Genomic DNA, 18,401 nt, shown 5'->3' with positions numbered 1-18,401 from the left:
GACATGAACGAGGTCGTCGGCCGCGACGACCTGCTCCTGCTCACCCTGGACACCCTGCGCCACGACGTCGCCGTCGAACTGGCCGCCGCCGGACGCATTCCGAACCTGGCCCGGCACCTGCCCGGGGGTGTCTGGGAGGAGCGGCACGCCCCCGGCAGCTTCACCTACGCCTCCCATCAGGCGATGTTCGCCGGTTTTCTGCCCACCCCCGCCCGGCCCGGCCCGCACCCCCGGCTGTTCGCCGCCCGCTTCGCCGGCAGCGAGAGCACCGCCGGCCGCACCTACGTCTTCGACACCCCCGACCTGGTGTCCGGCCTCGCCGCGGCCGGGTACCGCACGGTGTGCGTCGGCGGCGTCGGCTTCTTCAACAAGCAGGGCGCGCTGGGCGGCGTACTCCCCGGCATGTTCCAGGAGAGCCACTGGGAACCGGCCTTCGGTGTCGCGTCGCCCACCTCCTTCGAGGCACAGGTCGAGCGGGCCGAAGAGGTCGTCGCCGCGCTCCCCGCCGAGCAGCGGCTGTTCCTCTTCGTCAACGTCTCCGCGCTGCACCAGCCCAACTGGTTCCACCTCGCCGGTGCCACCGCCGAAGCGGGCGACACGCGCGCCACCCACGCCGCCGCCCTCGAATACGTCGACCGGCACATCGGACGGCTCCTCACCGCCATGAGCTCCCGCCGCCGCTGCTTCGCCATCGTCTGCTCCGACCACGGCACCACCTACGGCGACGACGGCTACACCGGCCACCGTCTCGCCCACGAGGCCGTCTGGACCGTGCCGTACGCCCACTTCTTCCTGGAGCCGTCCGCATGACCGCCCCCGCGCCCGCCCCGCTCGCACCCACCGCGCCGCCGCCGGGCAGCCCGTACAGCGCCTACGTGTACGCCTACCCCCACAAGACCGCGTACCGGCCGCTGCCCGAGCGGCCCGCCCTGCGGGACCTGTGGCACGGCGAACGCAAGGACGCCCTCTCCCTCTACCTCCACATACCCTTCTGCGAGGTCCGCTGCGGCTTCTGCAACCTCTTCACCCGCATCGGCGCCCCCGACGGGCTCACCGGCCGCTACCTCGACGCCCTGGAGCGCCAGGCCACCGCCGTCCGCGACGCCCTCGGCGACGAGGGCCCGGTCTCCTTCGCCAACGCCGCGTTCGGCGGCGGGACGCCCACCTTCCTGACGGCCCTCGAACTGGAACGGCTCTGCGACATCGCCGAGCGGCGCATGGGCGCCGACCTGCGCGCCGTCCCGCTGTCCGTCGAGACGTCCCCGGCCACCGCCACCGCCGACCGGCTCGCCGTCCTCGCCGAGCGCGGTGCCACCCGCGTCAGCATCGGCGTCCAGAGCTTCCTCGCCGAGGAGGCCCGGGCCGCCGTACGCCCCCAGCGCCGCGCCGATGTCGAGGCGGCGCTCGGCCGCATCCGCGACGCCCGCGTCCCCGTCCTCAACATCGACCTCATCTACGGCATCGACGGCCAGACCCCCGCCACCTGGCGCACCTCCCTGGACGCCGCCCTCGCCTGGCGCCCCGAGGAGCTGTACCTGTACCCCCTGTACGTCCGCCCCCTCACCGGGCTCGCCCGGCGCACCGCCCTCACCGACCGGGCCTGGGACGAGCAGCGCCTGAGCCTCTACCGGCAGGGCCGCGACCACCTCCTCGCACACGGCTACGAGCAGGTGTCGATGCGCATGTTCCGGCTGGCCGGTACGGCGCCCCAGGGCCCGGACGATCACGCCTGCCAGACCGACGGCATGATCGGCCTGGGCTGCGGCGCCCGTTCCTACACCTCCGCGCTGCACTACTCGTTCGACTACGCGGTCGACATGGGCGAGATCCGCGGGATCATCGACGACTACACCGCCACCGGCGACTTCACCCGTGCCGTCCACGGCCGGCCCACCAACGGCGACGAGGCGCGCCGCCGCCACCTGCTCCAGTCGATGCTCCAGGCGCAGGGCATGCCGGTCGCCGACTACCGGGAGCGGTTCGGCGCCGACCCGCACGAGCACTTCCCCGCCGAACTGGCCGCGTTCGCCGCCCGCGGCTGGCTCGACGAGGACGGCACGGGCCCGCTCCTGCGCCTCAGCCCCGAGGGCCTGGCCCACTCCGACGCACTCGGACCCGAGCTGTTCTCACCGGCCGTACGGGCCGCGATGGCCGCCTACGAGACCAAGTAGCCGCCGTGGACCTCACCCTGCTCTACCGCGGCCCGCTGGCCTCCTGCGACTACGCCTGCCCGTACTGCCCCTTCGCCAAGCGGCGCGACACCACGGCCCAGCTGCGCGCCGACCGGGCCGCCCTCGAACGGTTCACCGGCTGGGCGCGCTCCCGTACCGGGGAGGACCGGCTCTCCCTCCTGTTCACCCCGTGGGGCGAGGGGCTCGTCCGCTCCTGGTACCGCCGCGCCCTCGTCGACCTCTCGCACCAGCCGCACGTCGACCGCGTCGCCATCCAGACCAACCTCAGCTGCCGCACGGACTGGCTCGCGGAGGCCGACCCCGCCACGCTCGCCCTGTGGTGCACCTACCACCCGGGGCAGACCCCGTACGACCGCTTCCTGGCCAAGCTGCGCGACCTCGCCGACCGGGGCATCCGCCACAGCGTCGGCATCGTCGGCCTCCCCGAGAACCTGGAACACGCCCGCAGGCTGCGCGCCGCCCTGCCCTCCCACGTCTACCTGTGGGTGAACGCGGCCGACGGCCACGGCTACACCGACGCCGAGGCCGGCATGTGGACCGCCCTCGACCCGCTGTTCCCGTACAGCCTGCACCCGCACCGCTCGGCCGGGCTGCCGTGCCGCACCGGCGAGTCGGTGATCTCCGTGGACGGCGACGGCACGGTCCGCCGCTGCCACTTCGTCCGCGCCGAGCTCGGCAACCTCTACGACGGCTCGTACCGGACCGCGCTCGGCCCCCGTCCGTGCCCGCTGACCACCTGCGACTGCCACATCGGCTACGTCCACCTGGAAACACTGCCGCTCTACGACGTCTTCGCGGGCGGCGTCCTGGAACGCGTCCCGGCGGCCGGCACACCCCTGGTGCCCCTGCTCAGGAGGCCCCCGGCAGCCGGCTGACCACCCGTCCGCCGGCCACGACCAGCCGGACCGCACGCAGCGCGGCGAGGTCGGTGAGCGGATCTCCGTCCACCACCAGCAGGTCGGCCCGGAGCCCGGCCGCGAGCCGGCCGGTCTCGCCGCCGATCCCCAGGGCCCGCGCCGCGCCCGAGGTGGCCAGGTCGACGATCTCGGCCGGGGACAGCCCGATGTGTTCGAAGAACTCCAGGCTGGAGACGAACCCGTCGAAGACGGCGTGCGGGACGCCCGCGTCCGTCCCGGGCAGCAGGCGCACGCCGCGCTCCGCCATCCACCGCAGCCGCCCGAACATCTCCTCGGCCCGCTCACGGCCGAACCGCTCGGCGAAGCCCCGCCAATCGGGGCTCGCCGCGGGGCAGACGGCGATGCCTCGCGCCGCGATCGCGTCGACCAGGTCCTCGCGTACGTCGAACCCCGTCCGCCCCATCCACGTGCAGTGCTCGATGCTGTCCACGCCGGCGGCCACGGCGGCGGCGATGCCTTCGGTCCCGTGGGCGTGCGCGGCCACCGGCAGCCCGAAGCGCCGCGTCTCCGCCACGATCGATGCCAGCTCCGCCGGGGTGAACTGGGCCTGCCAGCTGGGCGGTCCACCCTTGGTGATGCCTCCCCCCGTGGCCATCACCTTGATGAGGTCCACTCCGGCGGCGGCGTTGCGGCGGACCGCCTCGCGGATCCTGTCGGCCCCCTCGACCTCACCGCCCATGAACCAGCAGTGCCCGCCCGGGACGGTCAGGGGTGTTCCGGCGGACAGCAGGCGCGGCCCCGGCACGTGCCCGGCCGCGATCTCGTCCCGCAGCCGAACGGCGAGCCCGCCCCGGTCGCCGAGGTCGCGTGCGGTGGTCACTCCCGTGGCGAGCAACCGCCCCGCCCGGTCGGCCATCGCCGCGTGGAGGTCGGCGTCCGAGGCGGCCTGGAGGCCGGCCACCGGGTCGGGGCCGGCGTCGAGCGCGAGATGGACGTGGGAGTCGATCAGGCCGGGCAGCAAGGTGCCCTCGGGGAAGGCCGATCGGGGAACGTCGGGACGGGCCTGCGCCTCGACCTCCGCGCGCGGCCCGGCCGCCACGATCCGGCCCCCGTCGTACAGGACGGCCCCGTCGACGGTCACCCGCCCACCAGGACCCGTCACCATCCGCCCCGCCGATACCACTGCCCGCACGATGCCCCTCCCGCCGATCCACAGTGCCCCCGCCACCGCGATGCGCCCGCGCGGACCCCCTCGAAGGTCATCCTCCCCCTGGTCCCCGGCCGGGCCGTCACATTCGAGCCGCCGGAGGACGGGCCGGTGGGGGCTTCGGTGGGGCCTTCGGCGGGACTTCCGCGGCGATGCCCGGTTTCCCGTCCGGGCCCACCGGAAGGACTATAAAGTTAGGTTCACCTAACTACGCCCCTCACAAGGAGACTTCATGCCCGTGGAGCACGCCTTCGCCGCATTCGGGCTGCCCGGCGAACCAGGTTCCGAGGAGTTCTGGGCAGCGGCGGGGGCTCCCGCGTCGGTGCCCGCCGACGGGGGCGGTTGGGTGACTCTGTTCCTGTGGCGGGGCGCCGCGGCCCGCCTCGCCTTCGAGAGCTGGCCGGACGACGTGCCGTTGCGCCGCTGGCACGACACGGACTGCTGGTACGCCGAGGTCCGGATGCCCGCGCGGCTGCGGGTGACCTACCAGTTCCTCGTGGACGGCACGGCGTACGCCGACCCGTTCAACCCGGCCGGGGCGGGCGGAGAGCGGTCCGTCGCCGCCACCCCGGACGCTCCCGCCCAGCCGCACTGGCCCGCCTTCGGGGCCGAGGACGTCCTGCCCGTCCCGCGGACCCGGGTCCGCTGGGCGAGCGAGCGGCTCGGCGGGCGGCGGACCGTACGGGTCCACCCGGCGGGCGGCGGCGGACCCGTGGTGCTGCTGCTGGACGGGGACGACTGGCTGTACCTGCACCCGGCGATGACCGCCTTCGACTCGGCCGTCGCCGGTGGCGAGATGCCCCCCGTCACCCTCGTCTTCCTGCCGACGAGGGACCGGGAGGCCGAGTTCGGGTGCCGGCCGGAGCTGTGGGAGGCGGTCCGGGACGAACTGCTGCCGCTGGTCGCGGAGTCCGGCGTACCCGTGGACGGGGACCGTCTGGTGGTCGCCGGGCAGAGCCTGGGCGGGCTGAGCGCGGTGTACGCGGCGCTGGAGTTCCCGGATCTGGTGTCCCGGGTCGCCTGCCAGTCCGCCTCCCTGTGGTGGACACCCGAGGCCGTGAAGTCGGCGGATCCGCTCGGCGGCCCGGTCGGCGGCTCCGTCGCCGCACGCCTGCGGGAGCGCCCCGGCCTGTCCGGCCTGCGGATCGCCTTCGACGTGGGGGAACACGAGACGCGGATGCTGCCCCACTGCGAGCTGGTCGAGACCCTGGCCGAGCAGGCCGGGGCGACCGTGCGGGCCTCACGGTCGGCGTCGGGCCACGACCGCGCGGGCTGGCGCCAGGCCCTGCTCCGGGACGTGGCCTGGGCGCTCGGCTAGTGCGTGTCCGGGATCGGGCCGGATCCGGGGCCCGCGAGCCCGGCCTGGTCCACGAGACACGCCCTGAGGCCGTCTCAGGGGGTCAGCGGGCCACCGCCAGGCAGTACTCCTCGTCTCCGGCGAGGAGGTTGCGGTGGGTGTCCTCGGCGGTGATGACCCCGTCGTCCAGGACGAGCACACGGTCGGCGGCGTCCAGGAGGGCCGGGCTGCTGGTGATCACGACGGTGGTGCGGCCCCGGCGCAGCTTCGCGATGTTGCGTGCGATGAGCTGTTCGGTGACCGCGTCGACGGCCGTGGTCGGATCGTGCAGGACGAGGATGTCGGAGTCGGCAGCCAGGGCGCGGGCCAGGGACAGCCGTTGGCGCTGTCCGCCGGAGAGGTTCGCCCCGCGGTCGCGGACGCCGTGGTCGAGCCCCTCGCGGTGGAGGGCGACGACGTCGGTCAGCATGGACGCCTCGACGGCCGCGTCGACCGTGCGGCTGGTGCCCGACGGGTCGATGTTCGTGCGGAGGGTGCCCGCGAAGATCTCCCCGTCGTACGGGTTGACCAGCATGTGCTCGCGGACCGCCTCGACCGACAGGGCGGCGAGCTCCTCCCCGCTGACCCGCACCGCTCCTTCGTACTCGTGCGGCGGGACCTTCACGGCCAGGATCGCGGCGAGGTCGGCCGCCGCACGTGGCTGGTAGACGGCGATCGCCACGAACTCGCCGGCCGGCACCTGGAACTTCAGGGCGCGCAGCGTCCCGTAGCGGACGCAGTCGACCTCCAGGCCGCCGCCGGCGGCCGGGCGCTCCGGCCCGTGGGCGGCCACCGGGGGTGCGGTCAGCACCAGTGCCATGCGCTCGGCCGAAGCGCGGGCCATCATCACGTACTTGGGCATGTCCGAGAACAGCTTCAGCGGTTCCATGATGAACTGGGCGAGCCCCACGGCCATGACGAGCTCCCCGACGGTGATGTGGCCGTTGAAGGCCAGCCAGCCGGCCGTCAGGGTCACGCCGGCGGCGAGCGCCGCGTTGAGGGCCATGGCGGTGCCCGCGTACGCGCCGTTCACCCCGGCCACGGTGATCGCCTGGTGCTTGGCCTCCGTGCTGACCTTGCGGTAGGAGCGGAAGGCCGCGTGGTTGCCGCCGAAGCCGTGCAGCGGGCGCAGGCCGGTGATCAGGTCGGCCACCTTCGCGCCCGCCCGGGCCACCCGGGCCTGCTGCTCGCGGGTGCTGGAGCCGATCCGCCGGGACATCACGCTCAGGATGGAGAGGATCAGAGCGGTGCCCACGATCACCAGCAGGCCGAGCCGGATGTCGGCCAGTCCCAGCGCGACCGCCGCGACCAGCACGGCGACCAGCGAGCTGATCAGCAGCGGCACCACCTCGATGATGTCGGCCGTCTGGTCGGCGTCCTCGGTGGCGATGGTCAGCACCTCGCCGGACTTGAGGCCGGCGTCCCTGGCGACCGGCTCCAGCCCGCAGTCCGCGACCCGCACCCGCCAGCGGTGCGCCTCGGTCGTGTTGGCCTTCTGCAGGATGCGCATGCCGAACCGCCACGACAGCGACACGGTCGTGATGATCACGGCCAGGGCGCCGATCGACAGGGCGAGCGCACCGGGGCTGCGGTCCTGCATCGTGTGCTCGACGATCAGGCCGAGCGCGATGGGGAAGGCGGTCTCACCGGCCTGGTAGAGGCCCATGAGGACGGTGCCCCAGGTCATGGCGCCGGTGTTGCGGCGCAGGGCGGTCTTGAGGATGTCGGACCCCGGTCGGGGCCGCTGCGTGTCAGGAGTTTTCATCGAGGTGGCGGGCAATCATTTCCGGGGTTCGCAGGGTGAACAGATCACGGACCGTGATCACGGGACCGTACTCCCGGCGGAGCAGGCCGATCAGCCGCACCGCCAGCATGGAGTGCCCTCCCAGGGACACGAAATCGCTCAACGCGCTCACCTCGTCGTCGTCCAGGTCGAGTGCTTCGGCGAAGAACTCGCACACGACGGTCTCGGTCCCGGTCTCCGGGCCGCGCTCCCCCGCCGTGGTCAGCGTGCCGAGCGGCCTGGCCTCCGGCAACGCCTTGGTGTCCGCCTTCCCGTTCACGGTCAGCGGGATGCGGTCGACCTGGGCGTAGTGCGTCGGGCGCAGGAAGTCCGGCAGCCCGGCGCCCACCTCGGCGGCGACCGCCGCCAGGTCCGGGCCGCCCGGGCCGTCGAGTACAAGGTAGGCGGCCAGCCGGTACGCGCCGTCGACCTGCGGGTCGGGCTGGGCGACCGCGGCGACGAACCGCACCGCCGGGTGCGCGGCGAACGCGGCCTCGACCTCGCCCGGTTCGACGCGGTGTCCGCGGATCTTGACCTGCTGGTCGGTGCGGCCCAGGTACATCAGGTTCCCGTCGGGCCGCCGGGCCACCAGGTCCCCGGTGCGGTACATCCGTGCGCCGGGTGCGCCGAACGGGCAGGCGACGAACCGGTCCGCGGTCTGGGCGGGCTGTCCGAGGTAGCCGCGCGCGATGCCGATGCCCGCCACGTACAGCTCGCCGGGGACCCCGTCCGGCAGCGGCCGCAGCCACGGGTCGAGGACGTACACGTCCGTGTTGTCGATGGCCACGCCCACCACCGGGTCCTGGCATTCGAAGGTGCCGACGCCCAGGGTGTTGATGGTGTATTCGGTGGGGCCGTACAGGTTGTAGCCGGCCGTGCCCTCGGTGTCGGCGAGCCGCTGCCACAGGGTCGGGGTGACGGCCTCGCCGCCCAGCAGCACCAGGGCGGGCCGCCGCTCGGGGTGGTCGAGCAGGCCCTCGGCCACCAGCTGCTGCGCGTAGGTCGGGGTCACGTTGATGACGTCGATCCCGTGCTCCAGGCAGTACTCGACGAGGCGGGGGGCGTCGCGGCGCAGTTCCTCGTCGCAGATGTGCACCTCGTGGCCGTCGGCGAGCCAGAGCAGTTCCTCCCACGACATGTCGAAGGCGAAGGACACGGTGTGGGCGATGCGGAAGACCCGGTGGCCGTGGTCCGCCAGCACCGGCTCGAAGATCCGGCGCTGGTGGTTGATCAGCATGTTGGTGAGCCCGGCGTACTCGGAGACCACGCCCTTCGGCCGGCCGGTGGATCCGGAGGTGTAGATCGTGTACGCGGGGTGGCGCAGGCGGTCCGGGTCGTCGGGTGCGAAGGTCACGAACGGCTCGGCCTCGGGGAGGGGCCGGTCCAGTTCGATCAGGTCGCCGGTCAGCCGGGGCGACACGGCACTCACGGTGAGGGTCACGTCCGGGCGGGCGTCCGCGACGATGGCGGCGATCCGCTCGTCCGGGTGGTCCAGCTCCAGCGGCACGTACGCGGCGCCCACGCGCAGTACGGCGAAGAGCGCGACGATCGAGTCGAGGGAGCGCGGGATCGCGAGGGCCACCGTGGTCTCGGGTCCGATGCCGCGTGCGGCGAGCACGCCCGCGAGCTCCCGGCTGCGGTCGCGGAGCCGCTCGAAGGTCATGGTCCGGCCGTGGGCGACGAGCGCGACCCGCCGCGGATCGCGGTCGGCCGCCCGGTCGAACCGGTCGACCACGGTTTCCGTACCGACCTCCGTGCGTGCGGCGGGCACCGGCTCGGGGCCCGCGCCCGGCAGCGCGCCCACCGGCCCGGTGCTGCGAGCCAGGTTCCCGAGTACCTCCAGGTAGTCATCGAGGAGCTGACGGGCTGCCCCGGTGTCGTGGTCGCGGTACTCCAGCTTGACCGTGAGCCGGTCGCCGGGGGTGACGACCCAGGTGAACGGATAGTGCGTGGAGTCGTCGGCCCGGACCGCGGTGATGCCGTGCCGGGTGTTCATCTCGGCGAACGCGTCCATGTCCAGGAAGTTCTGGAGCACGAACAGGTTGTCGAACAGGGTGTCGTGGCCGCCGGCCCGCTGGATCTCGCCGAGTCCGAGGTGCTCGTGCTCCATCGCCTCGACCCGGGCCGCCTGTACGGCCGTCAGGTAGTCCCGGACGGTGTCGTCCGGCCGGGCCCTGGTCCACATGGGCACGGTGTTGAGCAGTACGCCGACGACCTCGGAGAGGTCCTCGCCCTCGCGGCCGGAGACGGTCACGCCGAACACGGCGTCGGCGCGGCCGGTGCGGGCGCCGAGCAGGAGCCCGAACGCGCCGGTCAGCACCGAGTTGAGGGTGACGCCGTACGTCCGGGCGACGTCCCGCAGCAGCTGCGACGCTTCGGCGGAGAGGGTGTGCACGAGGGTGCGCGGCAGGTCGTCGACCAGGGCCGGCGCCGGTCCGGCGAGCAGCGTCGGCCCGGGGAGACCGGCCAGGTGCTGCGCCCAGAAGCGTTCCGAGACGGCCGGGTCCCTGGCGTCGAGCGCCCGGGCGTACTCCTCGAAGCCGGGCGTGGCCGGGGCCGGGGGCGTCAACTCGCCCGCGACGGCGGCCTCGTAGGCGTCGAACAGGTCCCGCAGCACGATCTCGCGGGACCAGCCGTCCCACAGCAGCAGGTGGTAGCTGAGCAGCAGGCCGTCGCAGTCGCCGGGCAGCCGTACCACGGTCACGCGGATCAGCGGCGGCTCACCCGGGTCGAATCCGGTGTCGCGGTCGCGGGCGAGCAGGGCCTCGACCTCCGCCTCCGTCGCGAGGCCGACCGTACGGACGCCGACCCGCCGGCCCGCGCCCAGGACCTGGACCGCCTTGCCCTCGTCGTCGGTGGTGAAGCCGGCGCCCACGACCGGGTGCCGGGCGATCACCCAGGCCATCGCCTCGGCCAGCGCGTCGGTGTCCAGGCGCCGGTCGAAGGTGAACCAGCTCTGCGCGACGTAGTGTCCGGCCGGGCCCGCCAGCTGCGCCTGGAAGAACAGGCCGCGCTGGAGCGGGGTGACCGGCGCCGTGCGCTCGGCGGTCGTGGAGGCGGCCGCGATGTGTTCCAGGGCGGCGCGCCAGTGCTCGGTGATCTCGTCGGGTATGCCCTCGGCGAGGGTGAAGACGGCGTGCAGACTTCCGGTGGCCGCGTCGGTCCAGGCGTTTACCTCGACGGCGTACGGGCTGCCCTCGTCGGCGCCGGAGAGGTGGAGGGCCTGCGATTCGCCGCCCCGGCCGAGGTAGTTGAACAGCACCTGTGGGCGGGCGGTGAGCAGCGGGGCCGTCTGCGGGTTGAGGTACCGCAGCCCGCCGTACGCGACGTGCGCGCGCTCGTCCGGCTGGCGTTCGGCGACTTCGCGGGCCGCGGCGACGGGGTCGGTGTGCGCCGTGAGGCGCACCGGGGCGATGGCGGTGAACCAGCCGACCGTACGGGTGTAGTCGTGGTGTGCCGATGCCGGGACCCGGCCGTGCCGTTCCAGCTCGATCGCCAGATCGGTGGGCGAGGGCTGGACGCGGGTGAGTGCGGTGCGCAGCGCGCCGCACAGGAGCTCGGTGAGGCCGACGCCGAGTGCGGCGGGCGCGGTGCGTGTCACCTGATCGCTGGTCTCGGGCGGGAGGACGACCGTGGTCTCGCGCGGCCGCTCGGCCACGGGCAGCAGCGGGGGTGCCTGGAGGGTGGTGATCCAGTGCCCGAGGCCGTCGGTCTCGTGGGCCGACCGGTCGGCCAGTGCCTGCGCGTACTCGGCGTAGGAGGTGGTCGGAGGCGCGAGCGGGTTCCCGCGCAGGGCGGTGGCGATGTCGTCCAGCAGGATCAGCCAGGAGACGGCGTCGACGGCGAGGTGGTGCACGGTGACCACGAGGGTCCGGGTCTCCTCCAGCCAGGAGAACGCGATGACGTCCCCGGCTTCGGGGTCGAGCCGTCCGGCGGCTTCGTCCGCAGCGGCCGTCGCGTCGGGCGCGTCGCTGCGTACGACGGTGACCGCGCGGGCGGGTTCGGTCCGCAGGGCCCACACCCCGTGCTCGGTGCGCAGCCGCAGCCGCAGGGCCGGGTGTGCGGCGACGACGGCGTTCGCGGCGCGCTCGGCGTCGGCGAGGCCGGTTCCCTCGGCCGCGACCACGGTCCGGGCCTGGGCGAACCGGGCGAGGGAGCCGCCGAGTTCGCGCCGGCGCAGGATGATCGGGGTCGGGGTCAGCGGGCCGTCCTCGCGGGGTGCGGGTACGGGTGCGCCGGGCGCCGCGGGGTGCGGGGTGCTCGTCGCCAGGTGCTCGGCGAGCGCGCGCGGGGTCCTGAGCAGGAACACGTCCCGGGGGGTGATCGCGAGGTCCAGGGCCCTGGCCCGGTTGACGACGGTGATGGCGAGGATGCTGTCGCCGCCGGCCCGGAAGAAGTCGCTGTCGCCGTCGACGGCGGTGCCGGGCAGGGTCTCGGTGAAGATGCCGACCAGTGCGGTGAGCGCGGATCCGGTCGCGGAGCCGCTCGCGGCGGCCGGTACGTCGTGCGGTGCGTCGTGCGGTGCACCGTGCGACGCGGCGCGTGCGGTCAGGGCCTTGCGGTCCAGTTTGCCGTTGACCGTCAGCGGCAGGGCGTCGACCGGCAGGACCAGGCCGGGCACCATGTGGACGGGCAGCTTCGAGACCAGCAGGCCGGCGAGGTCGCCTGGCACCCGGCCCACGACGTGCGCGACCAGGTGGTCCGCGCTGTCGGCCACGGTGACGGCCACGTCGACCACACCGTCGAGTTCCCGGATCGCGGACTCCACCTCACCGAGTTCGATGCGGAAGCCCTTGAGCTGCACCTGGTCGTCGGCGCGGCCGGTGAACTCCAGCTCGCCGTCGAGCGTCCGGCGGGCGAGGTCGCCCGTGTGGTACATCCGGGAGCCGTCGCCCGCGAACGGGTCCGCGACGAACCGGCCCGCGGTGAGGGACGGGCGGCCCAGGTAGCCAAGGGAGACCTGGTCGCCGGCGACGTAGATGGCGCCCACCCGGCCCGGCGGGACCGGTCGGAGCCGGTCGTCGAGCAGGTAGGTGACCAGTCCGGGGATCGGGCCGCCGATCGGGCTGACGTCGTCGCCGGGGCGGAAGTCCTCGTCGGTCAGGACCCGGTGCGTGACGTGCACGGTGGTCTCGGTGATGCCGTACATGTTGACCAGCTCGGGCGAGGCCGTCCCGTGCCGCTCGACCCAGCCGCGCAGCCGCCCGGGATCCAGTGCCTCGCCCCCGAAGATGATCCGGCGCAGGGTGGTGGCGGGCTCGTCGGCGTGCCGGTCGGCCTCGATGAACTGGTAGAAGGCCGACGGGGTCTGGTTGAGGACGGTCACCCGGCGCTCGCGCACCAGGCGGTGGAAGTCGACGGGTGAGCGGGTCAGTGCGTACTCCGGCACGAGCAGCTCGGAGCCGTGTGCCAGCGCGCCCCACAGCTCCCACACGGCGAAGTCGAAGGAGTAGGAGTGGAACTGGACCCACACGTCGTGCGGGCCGAAGTCCATGTCGGGCCGCGTGTTCGCGAGCAGGGTCACCACGCTGGAGTGCGGGACGACGACGCCCTTGGGCCTGCCGGTCGACCCGGACGTGTAGATCACGTACGCGGGATCGTGCCAGTCCGCCTCGGGCCCGGCGGCATCCCGGGTGGCCTGGGCGTCCTGGGTGGCCTGGGCGTCCCGGGTGGCCTGGGCGTCCTGCGGCGGCCTCTCCCCCTGTACGAGCACACGGGCCGGTACGCCCGCCCGGGCCAGCAGCCGCGTGAAGCGGTCCCGGTGCTCCGGGTCCACGAGCACGACCTGCGGAGCCGCGTCGGCGAGGACGTACTCCAGGCGTCCGTCCGGGTACGCGAGGTCCAGCGGTACGTACGCGCCGCCCGCCGTGACGACGGCGACGAGGGCGACGACCTGTTCGAGGGAGCGCGGGACGGCGACGGCGACCCGTTCGCCCGGCTGGACCCCGGCGGCGCGCAGGACCGAGGCCAGCTCGTCCTTCGCGTAGGCCAGTTCGCCGTAGGTGAGTGACCGGCTGCCGCCGTCGAGGGCGCACTGGGTGACGGCGGTGGCGGCCGGATCGCGGCGCGCGGCGGCGTCGAAGAGTGCGCCCAGCGTCGTCGGGGTGATCCGTGCGGGGGGCCGGGTGCCGGTGGGAGCCAGGTCGTCGACGAGGTCCTCCGGCCGGGTGAGCAGGCCGGTGAGGGTGCGGGTGAAGGTGTGCAGGACCGTCCGGGCGGTCGGCTCCCGCACCAGAGCGCCGTCGTAGATCAGGTTGAAGCGGGGGCGGCCGTCGAGCGCGCGCTCCACCACGAGGGTCAGCGGGTAGTGCGGCGCGCCCTCGTTCACGATGTCGCTGATGACGAGCGTGTCCCCGGGGCCGCGCAGGCCCGCCACATCGGTCGCCACGTCGAACACCACCAGGGTGTCGAAGAGCGGGCCGGCTCCGCTCAGGCGGCTGATGCGCGCCAGGGAGACGTGCTGGTGCGCCAGCACCGCGCTCTGGTGGTCCCGTACCGAGGCGAGCAGGTCGTGCGCCGTGGTGGTGGCGGCCCACCGGGCGCGCACGGGGACCGTGTTGATGAACAGGCCCACCATGTCCCCGATGCCGGGCACGTCGGCGTCGCGCCCGGACACCGTGGAGCCGAAGACGACGTCCCTGCCCTGGAGGAGGCCGCCGAGCGTCGCCGCCCAGGCGCTGTGCACGGCCACGCTGAGCGGCACACCGGCGGACCGGGCGGCCTCGTCGATGTCCCCCTCCGGCGAGGTGGCGGTGTCGGCGAACCGGTCGGACGGCGTGTGCCCCTCGGCGACGAGCGAGGGGCCGGGGAGCCCGGCCAGTTGTTCGCGCCACACCCGGTCGCTCTCGTCCTCGTCGCGTTCGGCGAGCCAGCGCACGTAGTCGGTGAAGCCGCCGAGCGGGTGCACGGTCCCCGGCGCGTGGTACTCGGTCAGCAGCGCGCGGAGCATCGGCGGCACCGACCAGCCGTCGGCGATGATGTGGTGCACGGTCTGCACCAGGACGCTGCGGGCGGGACCCGTGCGGATCAGTGTGTACCGCATCAGCGGGCCGCTCGCCAGGTCGAACCCGGCGCGGCGATCGCGCTCGGCGTGCTCGCGGATCTCCTCGTCGGTGATGCCGGGGCGGTCCAGGGTGGTGAACGGGGCCTGGACCCCGCCCTCCAGCACGGAGACCACGCGGCCGTCGGCGAGGGCCGTGAACCGTGCGGCCAGGTTGGGGAAGAGCGTGAGCAGGCGGGTGGCCGCCGCCGCGAGCCGGTCGGCGTCCACCTCTCCGTCCAGGGTCAGGAGCTGCTGCTCGACGTAGCTGCCCGCGGAGTCGTCGTCGAAGACCGAGTGGAAGTAGAGGCCCTCCTGGAGCGGGGTCAGCGGCAGGACGTCCCGCAGCGCCGGGCCGTCCAGCTCGTCGACGTCGGCCTGGGTGAGCGCCGGCATGCCGAAGTCGCTGGGCGAGTGGCCGCCCAGACCGAGTGCGGCCAGGTCGAGTGCGGCCAGTCCGGCCAGGGCCTCGCGGAAGTACCCGCCGATGGTCTCGATGTCCTGGTCGGTGAGCAGCCCGTCGGGCCAGGAGAGGGTGGTGACCAGTTCGTACGCGCCGCCGGCCGAGGCGGGTTCGGCGATCGCGTTGAACTCCAGGGCGCGCGGCAGCCGCATCCTGGGGTCGCGCCTCTCGCCCAACTGGCCGGTGGTGTCGGTGAGTTCCCAGTCGCCGGAGGATCCCGCGTCGAAGCGGCCCAGGTAGTTGAACAACACCTGGGGTGCGGGTGCGTCGAACGCGGTGTCGGCCAGGTAGCGCAGGGCGCCGTAGGAGACGCCGTTGCCCGGCACCCGGGCGAGGTCCTCCTTGACCGCCTTGAGTGCGGCGACCAGGTAGGCGGGGGACGTGGGGTCGGTGGCCGCGCCGGGGTCGACGGTCACCGGGAACAGGGTGGTGAACCAGCCCACGGTCCGTGACAGCTCCGGCTCGAAGCCGGCGGAGTCCGCCACGTGGCGTCCTTCGCGGCCGTGTCCCTCCAGTTCGATGTGCGCGAACGTCTGGTCCTGGCCGAGGTCGCGGCGCCACCGGGCGAGGGTGACGGCGAGCGCGGTCAGCAGCACGTCGTTGACGCCCGCGTGGAACCGGGCGGGGACCTCGCCCAGCAGCGCGGCGGTGATGCCGGGGCCGGCCGAGAGGGTCGTCGTGCGTTCCCGGGCGACGGTGTCGGCCGCGGACAGCGCGCGCCTGCCCAGCGGCGCGTCGGCCCCCGGCAGGGCGCGCCGGAAGTGGGCGAGGTCGGCGTCGAACCCCGCGCGCCCCAGCAGCTGCGTCCAGCGCCGGAACGACGTGCCCACCGGGGGCAGGTCGATCGGCGCGCCCGAGACGTACCAGCGCCACGCCGTGGAGAGGTCCTCCATCAGGATCCGCCAGGACACGCCGTCGATCACCACGTGGTGGGCGACGAGGACCAGCTGGCGTGCCTCGCGGCGCCAGACGGCGCGCAGCATCACGCCGCCGTCCGGGTCCAGCCCGTCGGTGGCGAGCGCGACGCACTCGTCGAGCGGGCGGTCGCTCTCCTGCCATCGCGCTGCGGCCCGGTCCGCCTCCGGGATCTCGAAGCTCCAGCGCTCGCCCCGCACCAGCCTGGCGCGCAGCATGTCGTGCCGTGCGACCACGGCGGTGAGGACGGCGTCGAGCGCGTCGGCCGTCAGGTTCGCCGGAGTGTTCAGCACCACCGACTGCACGAAACCGTCGATGGCGTCCGTGGTCGCGCCGAGCCACTGCACGATCGGCGATCCCACGACCGTGCCGATGGCGACATCGCCGTGGTCCACGGCGGCGGCCTCGCGGTCCGCGACCGCCGCCAGCGCGCCCACGACGCTGTGGGTGAAGATCTGGCGGGCCGTGACGTGGAGACCCGCCTCGCGCAGGCCGCTCAGCAGGGAGATCGCCAGGATGCTGTCTCCGCCGAGCTGGAAGAAGTCCTGGTCGACGCCGACGGCGTCACGCCGCAGCACCGCCGCGACCGCCGCGCACACCAGGCGCTCGTTCTCGGTGACGGGCGGGGCGAGCGCGCCCGCGCCGGTCGCCGGCTCCGGCAGCGCGGCCCGGTCGAGCTTGCCGTTCGCGGTGAGCGGGAACTCCTTCATCACGACGATGTGGGCGGGCACCATGTACTCCACCATGTGCCCGGTGGCCCACTCCCTGACCTCGTCGGGGCGCAGGTCCTCGCTCCCGGTGGCGGGGATCACGTAGCCCACGAGGTAGGTGCCGCCGGCCGTGTTCTTCTTCGCGACGACGCAGGTGTGGCGTACCGCGGGGTGCTCGGCGAGGCCGACCTCGACGTCCTCGATCTCCAGCCGCATACCGCGGATCTTGATCTGGTTGTCGGCGCGGCCGAGGAAGTCCAGGGATCCGTCGGGGGCGAAGCGGGCGAGGTCACCGGTGCGGTACAGCCGGGATCCGTCCGTGGCGAAGGGGTTCGCGACGAACCGGGAGGCCGTCAGGCCGGGGGCGCCGACGTATCCGCGCCCGAGCAGGAACCCTCCGACGTACAGCTCGCCGCCGACCCCGACCGGGACCGGGCGCAGTTCGTCGTCCAGGACGTACAGCTGGGTGTTGGGGTTGGCCTTGCCGATCGATGTCGACAGACGTTCCGCGGCGCCCCGGTAGATGACGTGCGAGACGCCGATCGTCGTCTCGGCCGGGCCGTAGCCGTGGTACATGGGTATGTCGAGCCGGGTGCGGAAGCGCTCGTACAGCTCCGGGGTCAGCACCTCGCCGCCGCACCACACGTGCCGCAGGCTGTCGAGGCGTCCGGAGTCGCCCGCGATCTCCAGCAGTACGTCCAGCATGGACGACACGAGGTAGGTGAAGGTGACGCGCTGCTCGGCGATCACGCTCAGCAGGTGGTGCGGGTCGCGTTCGCCGCCGGGGCGCAGGACCACCAGCCGGCCTCCGCACACCAGCGGCAGGAAGATCTCGTTGATGGAGATGTCGAAGGACAGCGGCGCCTTGAACAGCGACGCGTCGTCGTGGCCGAAGCCCAGGATCTCCTCGACCTGCCACAGCAGGCGCTCGCTGATGGCCTCGTGGCGGATCATCGCGCCCTTGGGCCGGCCGGTCGAACCGGAGGTGAAGATCACATAGGCCAGGGCTTCGCCGGGGACCGTGACCCCGGTCCCCTCGCCGGGGTAGGAGCCGAACCGCCAGTCGCCGAGGTCGACGGGCACGGCTTCCGGTTCGTCCGGGGCGTGTTCGCCCGAGTCGTTGAGCTGCAGGACGACGCGGGCGTCGGCGATGACGACGGAGCGCCGCGCGGCGGGCCACCGGGGGTCGAGCGGTACGAACGCGGCTCCCGCCTGGAGCACGCCGAGCAGGCCGATCACCATGGCGGCGGAGCGGTCGAGGGAGATGGCGACGACCTGTTCGGCGGTGAGTCCGCGTTCGATCAGGTGGTGGGCCAGCTGGCCGGAGAGCTCGGCCGCCTGACGGTAGGTCAGCGAGCGGTGCTCGTCGACGACGGCGACGGCGTCCGGCCGCAGGCGCGCCTGCTCGCGGAACATCTCGACGACGGTCGGGCGGATCCGGTCCGCCCCGGTGTCGTTCCACTCGGCCAGGGTCGCGAGCCGCTGCGCGACACCGGAGGGGCCGATGGTGGAGAGGGGCCGGTCCGGGAAGTCGGCCAGGTCGTCCAGGGCGAGCTGCGCGTCGGCCGGCAGGACGCCCTCCGGGAGGGTGATGGTCCGGCCGGCCGGGCCGTCCGGACCGTCCGTCCCGACCTCCCAGCCGGCCGTTCCCGCACCGCCGTTGTCCGCCCAGCCGAGGACGTCGGCGAAGAGGGTGCCGGGGGTGAGTTCCAGGCCGTCGGGGCTCTGCCCCGTAGCCCAGTAGGCCAGTCCGATGGCGCACGCCCGGGCGACGGTCGTGTCGCTGTAGTCGCCGGAGCGCCGGCGCACGTCGGCCAGGCGGGTGGGAGAAAGCAGCACGAGACGAGCGGTCGATTCCGTCATCGAAGGCTCAACGCCCCTTCCAGATCGATATGTTGA

7 protein-coding genes are annotated in these 18,401 nt (G+C 73.7%); 4 read left to right on the top strand and 3 right to left on the bottom strand.

Features of this window, described 5'->3' with window-relative positions; translation table 11 throughout:
* Nucleotides 1-3: 3 nt before the first annotated feature.
* The 3 genes from ACFY04_RS32760 to ACFY04_RS32750 are packed head-to-tail and all read left to right on the top strand — an operon-like array spanning nt 4 to nt 3,067.
* Nucleotides 4-810 carry an STM4013/SEN3800 family hydrolase gene (locus ACFY04_RS32760; RefSeq protein ID WP_389122497.1) on the top strand — a complete coding sequence of 269 codons (807 nt, stop codon included), beginning with the start codon at nt 4-6 and terminating at the stop codon, nt 808-810.
* Complete coding sequence (locus ACFY04_RS32755) at nt 807-2,171, top strand: STM4012 family radical SAM protein (RefSeq protein WP_389122401.1); 1,365 nt, start codon at nt 807-809, stop codon at nt 2,169-2,171. The genes ACFY04_RS32760 and ACFY04_RS32755 overlap by 4 nt, the downstream gene beginning before the upstream one ends.
* A gap of 5 nt (nt 2,172-2,176) precedes the next feature.
* Nucleotides 2,177-3,067 (top strand): STM4011 family radical SAM protein, encoded by an 891-nt coding sequence (locus tag ACFY04_RS32750; RefSeq protein WP_389122399.1) that lies wholly within the window; start codon nt 2,177-2,179, stop codon nt 3,065-3,067.
* On the opposite strand, the gene ACFY04_RS32745 is transcribed toward ACFY04_RS32750, so the two are convergent.
* On the bottom strand, nt 3,042-4,241 hold the full coding sequence (locus ACFY04_RS32745; RefSeq protein WP_389122397.1) for an amidohydrolase family protein: 1,200 nt from the start codon (nt 4,239-4,241) through the stop codon (nt 3,042-3,044). The genes ACFY04_RS32750 and ACFY04_RS32745 overlap by 26 nt on opposite strands.
* 247 nt (nt 4,242-4,488) lie before the next feature.
* Here ACFY04_RS32745 and ACFY04_RS32740 point away from each other — a divergent pair, with 247 nt between their 5' ends.
* A complete protein-coding gene (locus ACFY04_RS32740) occupies nt 4,489-5,574 on the top strand; it encodes an alpha/beta hydrolase-fold protein (RefSeq protein ID WP_389122395.1) in 1,086 nt (361 codons plus the stop codon).
* Between the two features lie 82 nt (nt 5,575-5,656).
* Here ACFY04_RS32740 and ACFY04_RS32735 read toward each other — a convergent pair whose 3' ends face one another.
* Together ACFY04_RS32735 and ACFY04_RS32730 are read right to left on the bottom strand one after the other, a co-directional pair.
* Nucleotides 5,657-7,357 (bottom strand): ABC transporter ATP-binding protein, encoded by a 1,701-nt coding sequence (locus ACFY04_RS32735; protein ID WP_389122392.1) that lies wholly within the window; start codon nt 7,355-7,357, stop codon nt 5,657-5,659.
* A complete protein-coding gene (locus tag ACFY04_RS32730; protein WP_389122390.1) occupies nt 7,344-18,365 on the bottom strand; it encodes an amino acid adenylation domain-containing protein in 11,022 nt (3,673 codons plus the stop codon). The genes ACFY04_RS32735 and ACFY04_RS32730 overlap by 14 nt, the downstream gene beginning before the upstream one ends.
* Nucleotides 18,366-18,401: the final 36 nt, after the last annotated feature.

Origin of the sequence: Streptomyces sp. NPDC001549 (assembly GCF_042894025.1) — a bacterium.
Classification (GTDB): Bacteria; Actinomycetota; Actinomycetes; order Streptomycetales; family Streptomycetaceae; genus Streptomyces; species Streptomyces kutzneri.
Note: the sequence above shows the minus strand (reverse complement) of the source record. Positions and strands in the feature narration are given on the sequence as shown.